Annotated in this window: 13 protein-coding genes and 2 pseudogenes; 7 read left to right on the forward strand and 8 right to left on the reverse strand. The window is 73.3% G+C overall.

The window, feature by feature from the left end:
• Window positions 1-125: 125 nt before the first annotated feature.
• Window positions 126-1,019: an aminoglycoside phosphotransferase family protein gene (locus tag ABZ449_RS28570; RefSeq protein WP_360351720.1), complete on the reverse strand. Its 894-nt coding sequence runs from the start codon at window positions 1,017-1,019 to the stop codon at window positions 126-128.
• A 194-nt stretch (window positions 1,020-1,213) separates the two neighbouring features.
• Window positions 1,214-3,484: an MMPL family transporter gene (locus tag ABZ449_RS28575; protein WP_360351755.1), complete on the reverse strand. Its 2,271-nt coding sequence runs from the start codon at window positions 3,482-3,484 to the stop codon at window positions 1,214-1,216.
• 571 nt (window positions 3,485-4,055) lie between these two features.
• Between ABZ449_RS28575 and ABZ449_RS28580 the strand changes: the two genes are divergently transcribed.
• The 5 genes and pseudogenes from ABZ449_RS28580 to ABZ449_RS28600 all read left to right on the forward strand — a co-directional run bounded on the left by ABZ449_RS28580 (window position 4,056) and on the right by ABZ449_RS28600 (window position 10,456).
• The gene (locus ABZ449_RS28580) at window positions 4,056-6,233 is read left to right on the forward strand and encodes an MMPL family transporter (RefSeq protein WP_360351723.1); all 2,178 of its coding nucleotides are present in this window, start codon (window positions 4,056-4,058) and stop codon (window positions 6,231-6,233) included.
• Between the two features lie 292 nt (window positions 6,234-6,525).
• A complete protein-coding gene (locus ABZ449_RS28585; protein ID WP_030060364.1) occupies window positions 6,526-6,732 on the forward strand; it encodes a cold-shock protein in 207 nt (68 codons plus the stop codon).
• 160 nt (window positions 6,733-6,892) lie between these two features.
• Window positions 6,893-8,560 (forward strand): DEAD/DEAH box helicase, encoded by a 1,668-nt coding sequence (locus ABZ449_RS28590; protein ID WP_360351725.1) that lies wholly within the window; start codon window positions 6,893-6,895, stop codon window positions 8,558-8,560.
• Window positions 8,561-9,266: 706 nt separating this feature from the next.
• Window positions 9,267-9,656, forward strand: a pseudogene (locus ABZ449_RS28595) (ricin-type beta-trefoil lectin domain protein); the annotation flags it as partial.
• A gap of 53 nt (window positions 9,657-9,709) precedes the next feature.
• Entirely contained in the window at window positions 9,710-10,456 is a 747-nt protein-coding gene (locus ABZ449_RS28600) for a ricin-type beta-trefoil lectin domain protein (RefSeq protein WP_360351728.1), read from the forward strand.
• A gap of 114 nt (window positions 10,457-10,570) precedes the next feature.
• On the opposite strand, the gene ABZ449_RS28605 is transcribed toward ABZ449_RS28600, so the two are convergent.
• Entirely contained in the window at window positions 10,571-11,185 is a 615-nt protein-coding gene (locus ABZ449_RS28605) for a helix-turn-helix domain-containing protein (RefSeq protein WP_360351731.1), read from the reverse strand.
• Window positions 11,186-11,312: 127 nt separating this feature from the next.
• Between ABZ449_RS28605 and ABZ449_RS28610 the strand changes: the two genes are divergently transcribed.
• Both ABZ449_RS28610 and ABZ449_RS28615 read left to right on the forward strand, forming a co-directional pair.
• Complete coding sequence (locus ABZ449_RS28610) at window positions 11,313-11,981, forward strand: NAD(P)H-dependent oxidoreductase (RefSeq protein WP_360351734.1); 669 nt, start codon at window positions 11,313-11,315, stop codon at window positions 11,979-11,981.
• 5 nt (window positions 11,982-11,986) lie between these two features.
• Entirely contained in the window at window positions 11,987-12,307 is a 321-nt protein-coding gene (locus ABZ449_RS28615; protein ID WP_360351737.1) for a multidrug efflux SMR transporter, read from the forward strand.
• 37 nt (window positions 12,308-12,344) lie between these two features.
• Here the strand turns inward: ABZ449_RS28615 and ABZ449_RS28620 are convergent, their stop codons facing one another.
• The 5 genes and pseudogenes from ABZ449_RS28620 to ABZ449_RS28640 all read right to left on the reverse strand — a co-directional run.
• Window positions 12,345-13,079, reverse strand: a complete 735-nt coding sequence (locus ABZ449_RS28620) for a CbiX/SirB N-terminal domain-containing protein (protein ID WP_360351740.1) — start codon at window positions 13,077-13,079, stop codon at window positions 12,345-12,347.
• A 10-nt stretch (window positions 13,080-13,089) separates the two neighbouring features.
• Window positions 13,090-14,025, reverse strand: a complete 936-nt coding sequence (locus tag ABZ449_RS28625) for an ABC transporter permease (RefSeq protein ID WP_360351743.1) — start codon at window positions 14,023-14,025, stop codon at window positions 13,090-13,092.
• A complete protein-coding gene (locus ABZ449_RS28630; protein WP_360351758.1) occupies window positions 14,012-14,815 on the reverse strand; it encodes an ABC transporter ATP-binding protein in 804 nt (267 codons plus the stop codon). Before ABZ449_RS28630 ends, ABZ449_RS28625 begins: the two co-directional genes overlap by 14 nt.
• Before the next feature lie 191 nt (window positions 14,816-15,006).
• Window positions 15,007-16,197, reverse strand: a complete 1,191-nt coding sequence (locus tag ABZ449_RS28635; RefSeq protein WP_360351746.1) for an aliphatic sulfonate ABC transporter substrate-binding protein — start codon at window positions 16,195-16,197, stop codon at window positions 15,007-15,009.
• 245 nt (window positions 16,198-16,442) lie between these two features.
• Window positions 16,443-16,930, reverse strand: a pseudogene (locus ABZ449_RS28640) (hypothetical protein); the annotation flags it as partial.

Consider the following 16,930-nt stretch of genomic DNA (forward strand, 5'->3'; position numbering starts at 1 on the left):
ACGACTGTCCGATAGGACGCCGATCGTACGTTCCCCGGTTGCGGACCGGACCGACCCGCCGTAAGAGTCTTCTCACACTCGCCCCGCTGGCGGCCACGCCCCGCCACGGGTACCGGGGAAGGCCGTCAGAAGGGGTACCAGCGCACCCCGGTGGCCCCGTCCCGCAGCGAGTCGACCCGGCGCCGGAACTCCTTCAGCGCGGCCGGGTTGCTGGCCGCCTGCTGCGCCACCCAGGAGGCGCTGGCGGTCTCCCGGGCGCCGCGCAGCACCGTGAAGCCGGGCCATTCGCGCACGTCCCAGCCGTACGCCTCGGTGAACGCGCGGTACTCCTCGACGGGCACGCCGTAGCGGTCCTGGCTGAGGGCGAGGACCACCAGGTCGTGCTCGCGCAGGTCGTTCGCCATGAACTCCAGGTCGAGCAGCACCGGCCCGTCCGGGCCGATGTGGACGTTGCGCGGCAGCGCGTCGCCGTGGATCACCCCGGGGTGCAGCTGCGGGACGAGGTCGGGCAGGGCGGCCGCGAAGGCGTCCCGGCGGTGGCGCAGGAAGGCGACGTCCACCGGGTCCACATGCCCCTCGGCGGAGGCCAGCCAGCGCTCGACCGGGGCCAGCAGGTCGCGCCGGCCGAGGGCGAAGGGCGGCAGCGGCAGCCGGTGCAGGGCGCGCAGCAGCGGGGCGAGGTCGACCGGGCGGGCGGGCCGGACGGCGGGCGCGAGCCGGCGCCAGAAGGTGACCGGGTGGCCGTCGGCCAGTTGCGGCTCGGGCGCCACCGCGTCGTACGGGCGGACCACCGGGACGTCCTGGCCGGCCAGCCAGTGGGCGAGGGCCAGCTCGCGGTGCGCCCGGTCGTACAGCTCGGGGCCGCGGCCGACCTTGGCGACCACGGCCGGGTCGCCGAGGTCGAAGACGGCGTTCTCGCCGAGCGCGAGCAGCGTGGCCCCGTCGGGGGCGCCCAGCCCGGCCGACTCGCAGGCCCGGGCGAGCAGCAGCCGGGCACGGCCCTCGTCGAAGGGGATCATGACTGGAGTTCCGTTCCGCCGACGTTCATCCGGGGGATCCCGGACGGTGATCATCATGACGCACGGACGCCGGGCCCCGCGCGCTGCGGGGCCCGGCGTCGGGCGGGTCGGACAGGCCGTCGGACAGGCCGTCGGGCGGGTCGGACGGGCCGTCGGGCCGGGGGTGCCGGAGGGCCGTGGGGCTGCCGGGGAGCTCAGACCCCGGCCCGGCGGTGGCGCGCCCCCTCCGCGCCCTCGGCCCCCTTCGCGCGCTCAGCCCCCGGAGCCGACGCGGCGGGCCGGTCGTGCGGGGCCGGTCCGGCGCCGACCGGCGGGACGGACTCGCCGTGCGAGAGGTCCGGCAGCCAGCGCAGCCAGCGCGGCAGGTACCAGTTGCGCTCGCCCAGCAGGGTCATCACCGAGGGCAGCAGCACCCCGCGGATCACGGTGGCGTCGATCAGCACCGCGACCGCCAGCCCCACGCCCATCTGCTTCATCACCTGCATGGAGAGCGAGCCGAAGACCGAGAACACCGCCACCATGATCACCGCGGCGCTGGTGACCACCCCGGCCGTGGAGCGGATGCCGTGGGCGATCGCGGCCCGGGTCGGCAGGCCGCGGTCGTGGCCCTCCTTGATCCGGGAGACCACGAACACGTGGTAGTCCATCGAGAGCCCGAAGAGGATCACGAAGAGGAACAGCGGCACCCAGGACTCGACCGCGCCGACCCCGGCGGTGCCCAGCAGCGAGGCGCCCGTGCCGTGCTGGAAGACCAGCGTCAGCACCCCGTACGCGGCACCGACCGAGAGCAGGTTGAGCACCACGGCGGTGAGGGCGACGACCGGGGAGCGGAAGGAGGTGAGCATCAGCAGGAAGGCGAAGACCACCACGAAGCCGAAGACCAGCGGCATCGAGCCGGTCATCTTCCGGTTGAAGTCGTAGGAGCTCGCGGTCTGGCCGGTGACGGGCGCCTCGGTGCCGGGCACCTTGAGCACGGTGGCGGGCAGCAGGTCCTCGCGCAGGCTCCTCAGGGCCTCGTTGCTGGTGGCGTCGTTGCCGGAGCCGTTGAGCGGGATGTCGACGGTGGCCACGTTCCGGTCGGGGTGCACGGCGACCTCGACCGGGCCGTGCATCCGCCCGCCGGACAGCGCCCTGGCCTTGAGGTCGGCGATCGCGGCGGTCATCGCGGGGGAGTCGATGTCGGCGGCCCTGATCACCACGACGGCGGGGGCGGGGCTGCCGGGGAAGGCGGCCTCGATCTTCTGCGAGGCGGCGACCAGGGCGTTGCCCCTGGGCAGCTGCTGCTGGAAGGTCAGCTTCGCGGTGTGCATGGTGAGCAGCGGTGCGGCCAGGGCCAGCAGGAAGGCGCAGGCGAGCACGGTGGCGGCCAGCGGTCGGCGCAGCACCGGGGTCAGCACCGCGTTCCAGAACCGTCCGCCGTCCTGTGCGGCGCCCGGCCGGCGCAGCTTGGCGAGGAGCGGCACCCGGCCCTTCTCGACCCGGTCGCCGAGCATCGACAGCACTGCGGGCAGCACGGTGAGCGAGCCGAGCACGGCGGTGACCACGACCACGATGGTGGCGAGGGCCATCGCCTTGAAGGTGGCGATCCCGGTGAGGAACATCCCGGCCATGGCGACCACCACGGTGACGCCGGAGACCAGCACCGCCCGGCCGCTGGTGGCGGCGGCCACGGCCAGCGCGGTGGCGGCGTCGCGCCCGGCGGCCCGCTCCTCGCGTTCGCGGCGCAGGTAGAAGAGGCAGTAGTCGACGCCGACGGCGAGGCCGACCAGCAGCATCACCGAGGAGGCGTCGCCGCTGGTGTGCAGGAACCCGCTGCCGAGGGCGACCAGCCCGGCCGCGGCGACGAAGGCGGTGAGCGCGAGCACCACCGGCAGCACGGCGGCGACCAGCGCGCCGAAGGCGACCAGCAGGATGCCGAGGGCGAGCGGCACGGCGGTCCACTCGGCGCGGGCGAAGTCGTTCCCGAGCTGGTCCTGCATCCACTTGCCGGAGCTGGCGTCGCCGAGCTGGACCACCGTCAGGTCGGGGTGCTGCCGCTGCACGCCGGCCACCGCGTCCAGCACCGGCTGGACGTGGTCCGGCGCCTGCGCGGGGTCGCCCTTGAGCGTCAGCGTCACGAGCGCGGAGTGGCCGTCCGCGGAGACGGCCCCGGTGTCGTACGGCGAGCGGACCTCGGCGGCCTCGCCGGTGCCGTTCACGGCGGCGATGACCTGGCCGACGGCGGCGCGGAACTCCGGGTCGTCGGCGCTGCGGGTGGCGCTCTGGACCAGGACGGTCTCGCTCGCCGGGCTCGTCAGACCGGCCTCGTCGAGGATCCGTGCGGCCCGGGAGACCTGCCCGGGGACCTGCTCGGCGTCGGTGATCTTCGTACTGCCGTGCGCCGTGCCGAGCGCGGCGGCCAGGACGACGAAGAGCAGCCAGCCGAACACGGCGGTCTTGCGGTGCCGGGCGCTCCAGGCGCCCATCGCGCCCGCCGGGCCGAGTCTGGACTTCACGGGCTTCACGGTGGTTCTTCCCCCTGGGAGAGCGGCGGTCGGCGTGGGACGGGAGCGGCGGCGGCCCTGGGTCGGGGAAGTCGCCGGTCGCGGTGCGCCGGGTGCGATCCGGCGTCCCGATCGACAGTAGGGAAGCGGGGGTTGACGGGTAATCCGGCTGGCGGGTGGCCGCATCCTGATGCTCTCCCGGGGGCCGGGGTGGGGTTTTCCCTACCCCCGGACCCCGAGATCTCCTCCTGGGGGGTAGGGGATGCGCCTCCACCCTGAGGGGGAGAAGGCTCCACCCGGAGCACGAGGTCGACGGGGCTGCGGGCAGGGGAAACTGGGTCGGGGTCGCTTCGGGGTGGCCCACGGGGGTTGAAGCACGCGAAAACTACTTGCCGGGCGGCAAGCAAGTGCCCGTAGGATGATGCCCCAGATTCACTTACCTGCCGACCGGCAAGGGAGTGCCCGTGGGGCTCTCCCCGAGCCGGCCTTGCCGTTGCCCAGCGTCCCGTCCCCCAAGGGCTGCGGTGAACCATGCCCAGGAGGCATCACGAGCATGTTCCACCGACTAGGACAATTCGTCGTTCGCCGTGCGTGGTGGGTCATCGCCGCGTGGGTCGTCGCGATGGTCGCCATCGTCGCGTCGGCGCCCAAGGTCACCTCGCAGACGGACGAGTCCGCGTTCCTGCCCAAGCACTACGAGTCCATCCAGGCCGCGCAGCTCCAGGAACAGGCGTTCCCGGCCAGCTTCACCCCGTCCGCGCTGGCGCTCTTCGAGCGCAACGACGGCGGCGCGCTGACCGCGGACGACAAGGCCACGATGGCCAAGATCGTCCAGGGCCTCACGGACAAGAAGATCGAGGCCGTCGAGAAGATCATCCCGGTCGGCGAGCAGACCACGTCCAAGGACGGCAAGTACGCGCTCGCGCCGATAGCCATCGACAAGAGCAAGCAGCAGGACCCGAAGAAGTTCGGCGACGTCGCCAAGCACCTCCGCGAGGAGGGCAAGGCGCTCGCCTCGGGCACCGACGTCAAGTTCCAGCTCGGCGGCTCCGCCGCGCAGTCGCTGGACCAGCAGGAGGCCTCCGGCTCGGCCGACGCCCTCATCGGGATGGCGACGATCGTCCTGGTCGCGATCATCGTCGGGCTGATCTTCCGCAGCATCCTGGCCGGCATCCTGCCGCTCCTGGTCTCGCTCGTGGTCGCCATGCCGGCCTCCAACGGCCTGATCAACTACGCCACCAAGGCCTTCGACCTGGAGACCACCCCCATCCTCTCGGCGATCCTGATCGTCGTCGTGCTCGGTGTCGGCACGGACTACTTCCTCTTCCTGGCGTTCCGCTACCGCGAGCGGCTGCGGGCCGGTGACGACCGCAAGGAGGCCGTGGCCAACGCGGTCGGGCGGGTCGGCGAGGCGATCGCCTCGGCCGCCGGCGCGGTCACCGTCGCGTTCGCCGTGCTGATCCTCTCCAGCCTGGGCATGTTCAAGGCCCTCGGCCCCGCGCTGGCCATCGCCGTCGTGGTCACCGCCTTCGCCTCGCTCACCCTGGCCCCCGCCCTGCTCGCGGTCATCCCGGCCCGTGCCGTGTTCTGGCCCGGCAAGAAGTGGATGCGGGAGCCGAACGACGCGCGCTTCGCCGCGCTCGGCCGGATGGTGCAGAAGCGCCCGGCCGCGGTCGCGATCGCCTCCGGCGGCGTGCTGCTGGCGCTGTCCGCCGGCGCCCTGAGCTACAACGGCACCTTCGACCTGGCGGGCAGCTCCATGCCCAAGGAGAAGGAGTCGATGGTCGTCCAGGACAAGATGATCAACGGCTTCTCCGCCGGTGCGGCCGACCCGACCCACGTCTTCCTGACCAACACCAGCGGCGCCAAGCTCGACCCGGGGGCGTTCGAGTCCTACGCGGCCAAGCTCGGCGGGGTGTCCGGAGTGGCCCAGGCCGCGCCGAAGCCCCAGCTCAGCGCGGACGGCGTGACGGCCGACTTCACCGTCACGCTCACCCACAAGCCGGACAGCAACGAGGCGATCGACACCCTCACGCAGATCCGGGAGGTCGCGCACGGCCAGGCGCCGGCCGGGACCTCGGCGAAGGTCGGCGGCCTGACCGCCGTCTACAAGGACATCAACCTCGCGATGACCCACGACTACAAGCTGGTCTTCCCGATCGCGGGTCTGCTGATCCTGCTCATCCTCGCCCTGCAGCTGCGCAGCGTGGTCGCCCCCTGGTACCTGATGGCCTCGGTGGGCCTCGGCTTCTCCGCCACCCTCGGCGCCACCACGCTGCTCTTCCAGAACATCGGCGGCGAGACCGGCCTGATGTTCATGCTGCCGATCCTGATCTACCTCTTCGTGGTGGCGATCGGCACCGACTACAACATCCTGATCATCGCCCGCCTCCGCGAGGAGGCCCGGGAGGGCCGCAGCCCGCGTGACGCGGCGCGCGAGGCGCTGCGCCACGGCGGCCCGACCGTCGCGGCGGCCGGCTTCATCCTGGCGGCGTCCTTCGCGACCTTCATGCTCGCGGGCAACGTCTTCATGCTGGAGTTCGGCTTCGCGATGGCCTTCGGCATCATCCTGGCGGCCTTCGTGATGGCGATGTTCTTCACCCCGGCGCTCACCGCGCTGATCGGCAACAAGGCGTGGTGGCCCGGCCACGGCGCCGACCCCGGCCACGGCCGGGGCCCGGCCCCGCTGGCGGACCCGCACGGCGTGCCGGAGCCGGCCGGCCGGAGCTGATCCGACCGGTCCGCAGGGCAGCGGCGTCCCGCTTCGGCGGGGCGCCGCTGCCCCTTTCCCCGGACGGCCAAACGTGATCTCCGAGGCGGAAAATCCCCGGTCAACCCCGGTTCCACCGTGCTACAGTCGAAGCAGTTGCAGTTTTGGTTCCCATGAACGTGGTGTGCGCCTGCTGGTTCCAACCGACAGGCGCATTTGTTTTGTCCGGTGTTTCAGTCTCCGGATGGGGATCGCGGCTACTTGGGGATCCACGAGGTGTGGGTCCCTGATGCCCCAGTTAGAGGAGACGGTTATGGCTACCGGCACCGTGAAGTGGTTCAACAGCGAAAAGGGCTTCGGCTTCATCGAGCAGGATGGCGGCGGCGCCGACGTGTTCGCCCACTACTCGAACATCCAGGCTCAGGGCTTCCGTGAGCTGTTCGAGGGCCAGAAGGTCGAGTTCGACGTCACCCAGGGCCAGAAGGGCCCGCAGGCCGAGAACATCCAGATCATCGGCTGACGTCAGCTCCACGCTGACTCGCGATCATCGCGAAGCGGGGGCCCGCACCGCACGGTGCGGGCCCCCGTTCATGCCGCCGTACGGCCGGGGCGGCGCACTCCATCCTCCGACGGCCGACCCAGCCCGTGATCCGGGCTGCCGACCGACGGACGGAGATCCCGTGACCACCCCTGCCCGCCCGCCGCGCGACCGCGGCCCCCGCAACACCGACCAGGCCCGCCGCACCGCCGGCGGCGACCGCACGCGCAAGCCGCGCAGCCGCGGTGGCGCCCCCAGGCAGGGCCGCCCCGCCGCCGTGCCCGAGGCCACCGACTTCACCGTCGTCCAGGGCACCCCGGCCCGGCCCCCGGCGGCCTCCTTCGCCGAGCTCGACCTCCCCAAGTCGATCCTCGCCGCGCTCACCCGCGAGGGCGTCACCGAGCCCTTCCCGATCCAGGCCGCCACGCTGCCCGACTCGATCGCCGGGCGCGACGTGCTCGGCCGCGGCCGCACCGGCTCCGGCAAGACCCTGGCCTTCGGCCTGCCGCTGCTCGCCCGTACCGCCGGCCGGCGCGCCGACACCCGCCACCCGCTGGCGCTCGTCCTGGTGCCCACCCGTGAGCTGGCCCAGCAGGTCACCGAGGCGCTCACCCCGTACGCCACCGCCGTCAACCTGCGGATCACCACCGTCGTCGGCGGCATGTCGATCGGGCGCCAGGCCAACGCGGTGCGCCGCGGCACCGAGGTGCTGGTGGCCACGCCGGGCCGACTGGACGACCTGATCGGGCGCGGTGACGTCAAGCTCTCCGACGTCGCGATCACGGTCCTGGACGAGGCCGACCAGATGGCCGACATGGGCTTCCTGCCGCAGGTCAGCAAGCTGCTGGAGCAGGTCGCCGAGGGCGGGCAGCGGATGCTGTTCTCCGCCACCCTGGACCGCAACGTCGACCGGCTGGTCAAGCGCTTCCTGACCGACCCGGTGACCCACTCGGTCGACCCCTCGGCCGGCGCCGTCAGCACCATGGACCACCACGTCCTCCAGCTGGAGCAGGCCGACAAGGCCTCCGCCACCGCGCACATCGCCTCCCGCGACGGCCGCGTGATCATGTTCGTGCACACCAAGCACGGCGCCGACCGGCTGGCCAAGCAGCTGCTCGCCAACGGGGTGAAGGCCGCCGCCCTGCACGGCGGCAAGTCCCAGCCGCAGCGCAACCGGGTCCTGGACCAGTTCCGGGACGGCCACGTCACCGCGCTGATCGCCACCAACGTCGCCGCCCGCGGCATCCACATCGACGGCCTGGACCTGGTCGTCAACGTGGACCCGCCGGTCGACCACAAGGACTACCTGCACCGCGGCGGCCGCACCGCCCGGGCCGGCGAGTCCGGGACGGTCGTCACCCTGGTGCTGCCCGAGCAGCGCCGCGAGGTCAACCGGCTGATGACGGTCGCGGGCATCCGCCCGACCGTCACCAAGATCCGCCCGGGCGACGCCGACCTGGCCCGGATCACCGGCGCCCGCACGCCCAGCGGCGTCGCGGTGACGCTGGCCGTGCCGGTCGTCGCGGCCGCTCCGGCTTCGGGGGAGGCTTCGGCGCAGAAGGCGGCCGGCGCCAAGTCCGGTGCCCCGCGCCGCCGTTCCGGCAAGCGCTCCGCGCTGCCCACCGACGTCGACATGAACGGCAACCCGCGTCGCCCCCGCCCCAAGCAGCGGATGGGCGCCGCCGCCCAGGGCGACCGCCCGCAGGCGGCCGGCTTCATCGGCCGCTCCTCGGGCCGCGCCAAGCCCGGCAGCGGCTCCAAGTCCGGCTCCAACTACGGCACCGGCCGCCAGCGCCGCAAGGCGGACTGAGGCCCTTCCGGTCCGACGACGGCCCGGCTCCCCCGTCACCAGGGGGAGCCGGGCCGTTCGCGTTGCGGCCGCCCCGCTTCCCGGTGTCGGACACCGCCCCTCCGCCGCTCCCCGGGCGGCCCCCCTGCGGCCCGGGCGGCCCTCCTACGGCCCCGGGCGCGCGCTCCTGCGGCCCCGGGCACGCGCTTCCGGCGAAACTGCCGCTCGGGCCGACGTCCCTGCTCAGCCCCACCGCATCCGGCAGGTGCCGGTGACCTGCCGGTTGACGGCCGACCGCGCACCCCCGAGTCTTTCCCGCGACCCACCGAGTCGACGCACCGTCACCATGCGGGCGTGGACCGTGAGTCGAAGCGATCCCCCGATCCGGAAGGACGACCCTCCCATGCGCCGAACCGCCGCCGTACTGACCACCGCCCTGCTCGCCGGGGCCGCCGCCCTGGTCGCACCGGCCACCGCCGCCCAGGCCGCCCCCGCCTGTACCGCCTACGCCGGCGCCTGGAGCGCCGTCGGCACCTGTAGCGGCCTCGACCCGATGCAGACCTGGACCGTGACGGCCAGCTGTCTCTACTGGGACTCCACCCACACCACGCAGTTCTTCCGCCCCGCCATCGGCGGCCTGGCGATCGGCGACGGCACCGTGTCCGCCTCCTGCATGGTCGGCGACACCGTGATGTTCCCGCGCGTCGTCCTCGGCGCCACGCCGCCGGCCGGCCCGACCGGCCAGATCAGCGGCTACGCCGACAAGTGCGTCGACGTGCGGGGCGCCAACACCGGTAACGGCACCGCCGTCCAGATCTACGACTGCAACGGCACGGTCGCGCAGAAGTGGCGGATCGGCGTCGACGGCACCATCCGCGCCCTCGGCAAGTGCCTGGACGTCTCGGGCGGGAACACCGGCAACGGCACGAAGGTGCAGATCTACGACTGCAACGGCACCGGCGCCCAGCAGTGGCAGGTCCGGGCCGACGGCTCGCTGCTGAACCCGCAGTCCGGCCGCTGCCTGGACGACCTCGGCTTCTCCACCGCCAACGGCAACCAGCTGGGCATCTGGGACTGCAACGGCGCCGCCAACCAGGTCTGGCACGTGCCCGCGTGACGCGTGTGGCAGCCCCGTCGACCGAATCACCCCCACTCCCAAGGACGTTCCCCATGCGCCGTACCGCCACCCTGTTCGCCACCGCCCTGCTCGCGGGAGCCGCCGCGCTCACCACGGCGCCGGCCGCCGGCGCCGCCGAGCGCACGTCGTCCGCGCCGGCCGCCGGCCCGGCCGACAACTGCACCGTCGTCCCCGACGGCTGGGGCTACCGCGGCACCTGCTCGGGCATCGACCCGATGCAGACCTGGATCCTCTCGCTCACCTGCGTGTCCTACGACATGAACAACCCCGGGGTCCCGGTCTTCTCGTCGGGGCTGAGCACCTGGGTCGCCGGCAACACCAGCACCACCGCCGGGTGCCTCGGCCTGGCGAACACGTGGGGGGTGGGCATCGTGTTCGGTCCCACGCCTGCGGCCGGGCCGACCGGCCAGATCACCGGCTACGTGAACAAGTGCCTGGACGTGCGCGGCGGCAGCAGCAACAACGGCACCCCCGTTCAGATGTGGGACTGCCTCGGCAACGTCAACCAGACCTGGCGGATCGCCGCCGACGGCACCATCCGCGCCGTCGGCAAGTGCCTGGACACCGGCGGGCGGACCGAGAACGGCACGGCGCTGCAGATCTGGGACTGCAACGGCGCCATCAGCCAGCAGTGGCGGGTCCGGGCCGACGGCGCGATCATCAACGTCAAGTCCGGCCGCGCCCTGGACGTCCGGGGCTGGGACACCTCCAACGGCGCGCTCACGCAGCTCTGGGACTTCAACGGCACCGCCAACCAGCTCTGGCACGCGCCCGCGTGACGCGCGTGGCAGCCCCGTCGGCCGGATCACCCGCCGGATCACCGGCCGGATCACCGGCTGTGTGAGCCGGAACCCCCGGGGCGGGCGGACCGGCGGGGGCCCGCCCGGTCCTGCTCACGCCCGGTCGAGCGCGCCGTGGGCCAGCGCTGCCAGGCTGTCGGCGATCCGCTCGGGGGTGAGGCCGGCGTCGCGCTGGTGGCGGAAGAGCTCGGGGGCGAGCGGGGCGAGCAACTGGTCGGCGAGGACCTCCGGGTCCGGCCGGCCGGCCTCGCGCGCGAGGTGGGTGACGTGCAGCCGCCAGAAGGCGTAGGCGCCGGTCCGGTAGCGGGCGGCGCCGGTCTCGGCGCCGAGCACCAGGTGGCTGTGGGTCTCCAGCAGCTCGACCGTCGCGGCGTAGAAGGCGGCCAGCCGCTCGGCCGGGGTGGGGGGCGCCTGCTCGGCGGCCGCGCCCGGGCCGAGCGGCGGGGCACCGCGCAACAGCCGCTCCTGGAGGGCGCGTTCGTGCTCGTCGAGCAGGGCACGGGCGATGGACGCGCGGTCCGGGTAGCGGCGGTAGAGCGTGCCACGGCCGATGCCGGCCGCCTTGGCGATGTCGTCCATGGTGACGGCGGTCGGATCGCCCGTGGCGAAGAGCCGCTCCGCGGCGGCGAGGACCTTGGCCCGGTTGCGGGCGGCGTCGGCCCGCTCGCGGGGCGGGGGGCCGTCGGCCAGGGGGAGTTCCGTCGTCATGGGACCAACGCTAGAGGGAAGTGGACACATAGTCCACTTCCCTCTAGCGTGTGGGTGCCGACAAGTGGACGGACTGTCCACTTGTCTCCGTGGCTTCGTCCTGCCCATCCCGTCCCGGGGGTTCACCGTGTCCCACCTCCTGCACCTCGACAGCAGCGCGCGCACCGACTCCTTCACCCGACGCCTCGGCGCCGCCTTCGCCGACGCCTGGCACGCCGGCGGCGGCGAGGTCACCCACCGCGACCTGGCCGCCGACCCGCTCCCGCCGATCCGCGAAGGCTGGACCCGGATCTGCGACACCATGCTGCGCGAGGGCATCACCGACCCCGCCCACTACGCCGAGGCCGTCCGCACCGAGCAGGAGCACGAGGCCTGGGCGGTCGTCCGGCCGCTGCTCGACGAACTCGTCGCGGCGGACGCCGTGCTGATCGGCGCGCCGATGTACAACTTCGGCATCCCCGCCGCCCTCAAGGCCTGGATCGACCAGGTCACCTTCCCCAAGATGGTCCTCGCGCCCCGCAGGTTCGTGGTCGTGGCCGCCCGCGGCGGCGCCTACGGGCCCGGCACCCCGCGCGAACCCTTCGACCACAACGGCCGCTACCTGCGCGACTTCATCCGCGGCCACTACGCGGTGGAGGACACCGAGGTCATCGCCGCCGAACTGGTCAACTCCCTGGTCGACCCCGGGCTCGCCGGCCGGGTCGCGCAGCACCACGAGTCCGTCGCCGACGCCCTGGACCGGGCCGGCGAACTCGCCACCGAGCTGGTCGGCTACCGCATCCCGAGGGAGGGCTGACGGCCGTGCCGTGGATCTGGCTCCTGCTGGCCGGCGTCGTCGAGGTCGCCTGGGCGCAGTCCGTCAAACCCACCGAGGGATTCACCCGCCCCCTGCCGACCGCCCTCTGCCTCGTCCTCATGTTCGGCGCGGCCTACCTCCTCTCCCGCGCCCTCCAGGGCCTCCCGGTCGGCACCGGCTACGCCGTCTTCACCGGCATCGGCACCATCGGCACCGTCCTGACCGCCCTCCTGCTGCGCCACGAGACCCCGTCCCCGTCCGTCCTCCTGGGACTCGCCCTCATCACCACCGGCCTCGTCACCGTCCGCCTCGGCGGCACCGCCTGAGCCGGGCGCGTCCCCCGGAACACGCCCGGACCGGAGCTCAGGCGCTCAGCGCCGGGGCGGTCGGGGGTGCCAGACGCGTCCCGTCGTAGCGCCGCAGCAGCAGGGCGGCCAGCTCCGGGGCGGGCCCGATGGTGTCGGCCACGGTGTCCGCCCCGGCCTCCTCGGCGGCCGCCGCGATGCGGTCGGGGAGCAGGCCCGGCGCCAGCAGGTAGGGGGCGACGGCGGTGCGCTCGGCGCCCGCGGCGCGCAGGGCGGCCAGGGCGTCGGGCACCCGCGGGCCCGTGGCGGAGGCGTAGGCGACCTCGACGGCCGCCCAGCCGCGGGTACGGCGCCACTCGGCGGCGACCGCGCGGGTCGCGGCGTCGGCGGCCGGGTCGGAGGAGCCGGCCGCCGCCAGCACGACGCCGGTCCGGGCCCGGACGGCGGCCGAGCCGACCGCCGGACCGGCCTCGGCGAGCCGGCGGTCCAGCGCGGCGAGCAGCAGGGCGGAGGGGCCGAGCACGTCCGCGACCGGCAGCCGGGCACCGGCGGCGCGCAACGCGGCCGGGACGTCGTACTTGGCATGGAACGCCCGGTTGAGCAGCAGCGGCACCGCCACCGCGTCCGCCAGCCGCCCGACCACCTGCGGGATCCGCGGCGCGCAGTGGTCCAGGTAGGCGGTGGCGACCTCGATGCCGGGCCGCTGTGCCCGCACCTCCTCCACGAGCGCGGCCACCGTCGCGGCGTGGCGCGGGTCGCGGCTGCCGTGGGCGATCAGGAGGAGGGCGGGCATCAGCGGTGCCTCACTTGCTCGTGGCCAGCAGGCCGCGGTTGCGCAGGACACGGCGTTCGACGGGGGTGAAGACGAGGAGTTCGATGGCGATGCCGACGAACAGGATGAGGATGATGCCGAGCAGGACGCCGGACATGTCGGAGAACTCGCGCTGGTCCTCCAGGAACCGGCCCAGGCCCCGGCCGAGGTCGGGGGAGGAGGCGACGAGTTCGGCGGCCATCAGGGAGCGCCAGGAGAAGGCCCAGCCCTGCTTGAGGCCGGCGAGGTAGCCGGGCAGGGCGGCGGGGATGAGGACGTGGCGGGCACCGGTGAGGCCGGTGGCGCCGATGGTGCGCCCGGCCCGCAGGAACAGCGGGGGGACCTGGTCGATGCCGGCGACCAGGCCGTTGGCGATGGAGGGCACGGCGCCCAGCAGGATGACGGCGTACATCATCGAGTCGTTGATGCCGAGCCAGATGACGGCGGCCGGCACCCACGCGACGGAGGGCAGGGACTGCAGGCCCTGCAGGACCGGCCCGATGGCGGTGCGCACGGGCTTGACGCGGGCGACGACCAGGCCGATCGGGGTGCCGATGACCACGGCGAGGAGGAAGCCGGACAGGCCGCGCCAGACGCTGGTCCAGACGATGGTGAACAGGGTGCCCTGGTACCAGAGGTCCTGGGCGGAGCGCCAGACGTCGGCGGGGCTGGGCAGCTTGTAGGAGGAGGTGAGCTCCAGGCTGTACGCGCCCTGCCACAGCGCGAGCACGACGAGGACGCCGACCAGCGGCGGCAGCGCCTTGCTCCGCAGGGCCTCGCCGAGCGAACCGCGCTGCGCGGTGACGGCGTCGAGGGCGTCCAGGCCCGCGCCGACGTCGGCGGTGTCGCTCGCGCTCCGCCCGGCTCTGTCGTGCTTCTCGTCCTTGTCGTCCTTGTCGAGGACCGGGGTGGTGTCAGTGCTGGCCATGGCGACGGATCTCCCCACGCAGTTCTTCGGTGATCTCGATGGACAGGTCGGCGACGCCGGCGGACTCGATGCGGCGCGGCTGGGGCAGGTCGATCTGCCATTCACGGGCGACGCGGCCGGGGCGGGAGGAGAGCAGGACGACGCGCTGGGCGAGGCGGACGGCTTCGCGGACGTTGTGGGTGACGAAGAGGACGGAGAGCCGGCGTTCGGCCCAGATGCGGGTGATCTCGTCGTGGAGGACGTCGCGGGTGATGGCGTCGAGGGCGGCGAAGGGCTCGTCCATGAGCAGGACCTCGCTGCCCTGGGCGAGGGCGCGGGCCATGGCGACGCGCTGGCGCATGCCGCCGGACAGCTCGTGGACGCGCTTGTCGTGGGCGCCGCCCAGGCGGACGAGTTCGAGGAGGCGCTCGGCCTCGGCGCGCCGCTCGGGACGGGCCACACCGGCCAGCTTCAGGGCGAGTTCGATGTTCTTGCCGGCGGTGAGCCAGGGGAACAGGGCGTGTTCCTGGAACATCAGGGCGGGGCGGCCCCCGGGCACCTCGATGGTGCCGCCGGTGGGCCGGTCGAGGCCGGCGACGAGGTTGAGCAGGGTGGACTTGCCGCAGCCGGAGGCGCCGAGCAGGGTGACGAACTCGCCGGGGGCGACGTCGAGGGTGATGTCGTCCAGGACGCGGGTCTGGGCGCCGGGGCGGCCGAAGGACTTGTGCACGTGCGAGATCCGGACGGCGGGCGCGCCGCCCTGGGCGTCGACGCCGGGGGCGTCCGCCGAGGTGGTCAGTGCCGGGGTCATCCGGGCACCTCCTGCGTGAGTGGTCATGGGCCCCTCCTGCCCGAGGGCGGGCCAGGAGGGAGAGGTCTGCGAGGCCCGCGGGGGCGGGGCCGTGGCCCGGGCCCCGCACGTCCCGGTGGGCATCGATCGGGGATCGACCGGACGGGCGGGGCCGGACCGCGGAGTCGGGACGAACAGCGGTGCTGCGGGCGCTACTTGGCGCCGAGTCCGGCGTCCGCGACGGTCGGCTGCCCCTGGGCGGCGAGGACCTTGTTCAGCAGGGTGAGGTCGTAGATGCCGTTCAGGTTGGCCCCCGCGCCGGCGGCACTTGATTTGGGCAGCTTGAGGAGCCCCGCGGTGACGGCGTGGTCGGCCTCGGCCTGGAGGGTGTTCGCCAGCGGGTCGTCCAGGAAGTCGATGTCGGCCCAGGCCGGGTCGAGGACGGCCGACTCCAGGGAGTTGCCGGCCTCCTTCTTGATCGCCTCGTTGGCGTCGGCCTTGGCCTTGTCGGAGTTGGCCTTGATGAAGGCGTTGGTCTTCACCGAGCCGCGCAGCACGGCCTCCACCACGTCCGGGTGCTCCTTGAGGAACTTCTGCGAGACGATGATGTTGGTGATCACGAACTTCTTGTCCGGCCAGACGTCCTTCTCGTTGAGCAGGACCTTCGCGCCGAGCGTGACCAGCTTGGAGGCGGTCGGCTCGGGCACCCAGGCACCGTCGATGGAGCCGGACTTGTAGGCGTCGGGGGTGACCTTGTTGTCGGTGCGCACCACCGAGACGTCACCGGCGCCGGAGGCCGCGTCGACCTTGTAGCCCTTGCCCGCGAGGTAGTTGAGCAGCGCCACGTCCTGGGTGTTGCCCAGCTGGGGGGTGGCGATCTTCTTGCCCTTGAGGTCGTCCACGGAGGCGACCTTGTCCGGGTTGGCGACCAGCTTGACGCCGCCGGAGGCGGAACCGCCGATGATCTTGAGGGACTGGCCGTCGGACTTGGTGTAGCCGTTGATCGCGGGGGAGGGGCCGATCCAGCCGATGTCGATCGACCCGGCGTTCAGCGCCTCGATCTCGGCCGGGCCGGCGTTGAAGACCTGGGTCTTGACCTGGGTGGAGCCGAGCTCCTTCTGGAATATGCCTTCCTGGAGGCCGACCAGCGGGGTGCCGTGGGTGAGGTTGGCGAAGTAGCCGATCTTCACCGTGTCGGCGGACAGCTTCGCGCCGGAGTTCCCGGCGGTGGCCGCCGTGCCGGCCTTGGCGTCGGAGGACTTGTCGTCCGCCTTGGAACCGTAGCCGCAGGCGGACAGCAGGGCGGCGGCGGTCAGACCGGCCGCGGCGGCCGCCGCGGTGCGTCTGATCCGGCCGGCGCCGGGGCGGGCCTGGGTATGCGAAGGTGCCTGGTTCGGTGCCATGGTGAGTCCTGTTCGCGGACGGACCGTCAGGAGGCGGTCCCGGGCGGAAGGTACGGGAAGGTGGTGCGCGCGGCAGCGGTGTGCCGGGGCAAGCCGGGCGGCTGTGGGGGAAGACAGCCCGGTGACAGGGCGTTCTCAGCCCTGTCGGCCCGCACATCGGGTCAGGCCGCCCTGGCCGCTGCCGAGGACGCCGCTGCCGATGCGGCCGCCTTCCTTGTCCATGCCCGAGAACGCCTCGCTGGGCATCAGACCCAGTCCTCCTCGTCGGGTGCGGGTGCGTCGGTGGTGCGTACGGTCTCGAAGGCCTCGCCCGCCATGCCGGCGGTGAGGGTGGTGCCGTCGGCCGGGTCGATCAGCAGGAAGGAGCCGGTGCGGCGGTTGTCGGAGTAGGCGTCGAGCGCCAGCGGCTCGGCGGTGCGCAGCACCACGTGGCCGATGTCGTTGACGTTCAACCCGTCGGCTCCGGAGCGCTGTTCGAGCGTGTCGATGTCGATCCGGTAGGAGATCTCCTTGACCAGCGCGCGCACCGTGCGGGTGGTGTGCTTGAGCAGCACCTTGTCCCCGGCGCGCAGCGGCCGCTCGTTGAGGTGGCTGACGGTGGCCTCGATGTCCTTGGTCGGCACGGGGGCCGGGCCGGCGGCGATCAGGTCGCCGCGGGAGACGTCGATGTCGTCGGCGAGCAGGACGGTGACGGACTGCCCGGCCCGGGCCTCCTCGACCGGCCGGCCCAGCA

The organism is Kitasatospora sp. NPDC005856 (assembly GCF_040629945.1).
In the GTDB taxonomy this organism is placed as follows: Bacteria; Actinomycetota; Actinomycetes; order Streptomycetales; family Streptomycetaceae; genus Kitasatospora.

Bases quoted from the DNA above. Each gene is read 5' to 3' on its own strand.
- ABZ449_RS28630 (WP_360351758.1), bottom strand. From the start codon at position 14,815: ATGACCCCGGCACTGACCACCTCGGCGGACGCCCCCGGCGTCGACGCC.
- ABZ449_RS28625 (WP_360351743.1), bottom strand. From the start codon at position 14,025: ATGGCCAGCACTGACACCACCCCGGTCCTCGACAAGGACGACAAGGAC.
- ABZ449_RS28570 (WP_360351720.1), bottom strand. From the start codon at position 1,019: ATGATCCCCTTCGACGAGGGCCGTGCCCGGCTGCTGCTCGCCCGGGCC.
- ABZ449_RS28600 (WP_360351728.1), top strand. From the start codon at position 9,710: ATGCGCCGTACCGCCACCCTGTTCGCCACCGCCCTGCTCGCGGGAGCC.
- ABZ449_RS28585 (WP_030060364.1), top strand. From the start codon at position 6,526: ATGGCTACCGGCACCGTGAAGTGGTTCAACAGCGAAAAGGGCTTCGGC.
- ABZ449_RS28635 (WP_360351746.1), bottom strand. From the start codon at position 16,197: ATGGCACCGAACCAGGCACCTTCGCATACCCAGGCCCGCCCCGGCGCC.
- ABZ449_RS28580 (WP_360351723.1), top strand. From the start codon at position 4,056: ATGTTCCACCGACTAGGACAATTCGTCGTTCGCCGTGCGTGGTGGGTC.
- ABZ449_RS28575 (WP_360351755.1), bottom strand. From the start codon at position 3,484: ATGGGCGCCTGGAGCGCCCGGCACCGCAAGACCGCCGTGTTCGGCTGG.
- ABZ449_RS28605 (WP_360351731.1), bottom strand. From the start codon at position 11,185: ATGACGACGGAACTCCCCCTGGCCGACGGCCCCCCGCCCCGCGAGCGG.
- ABZ449_RS28620 (WP_360351740.1), bottom strand. From the start codon at position 13,079: ATGCCCGCCCTCCTCCTGATCGCCCACGGCAGCCGCGACCCGCGCCAC.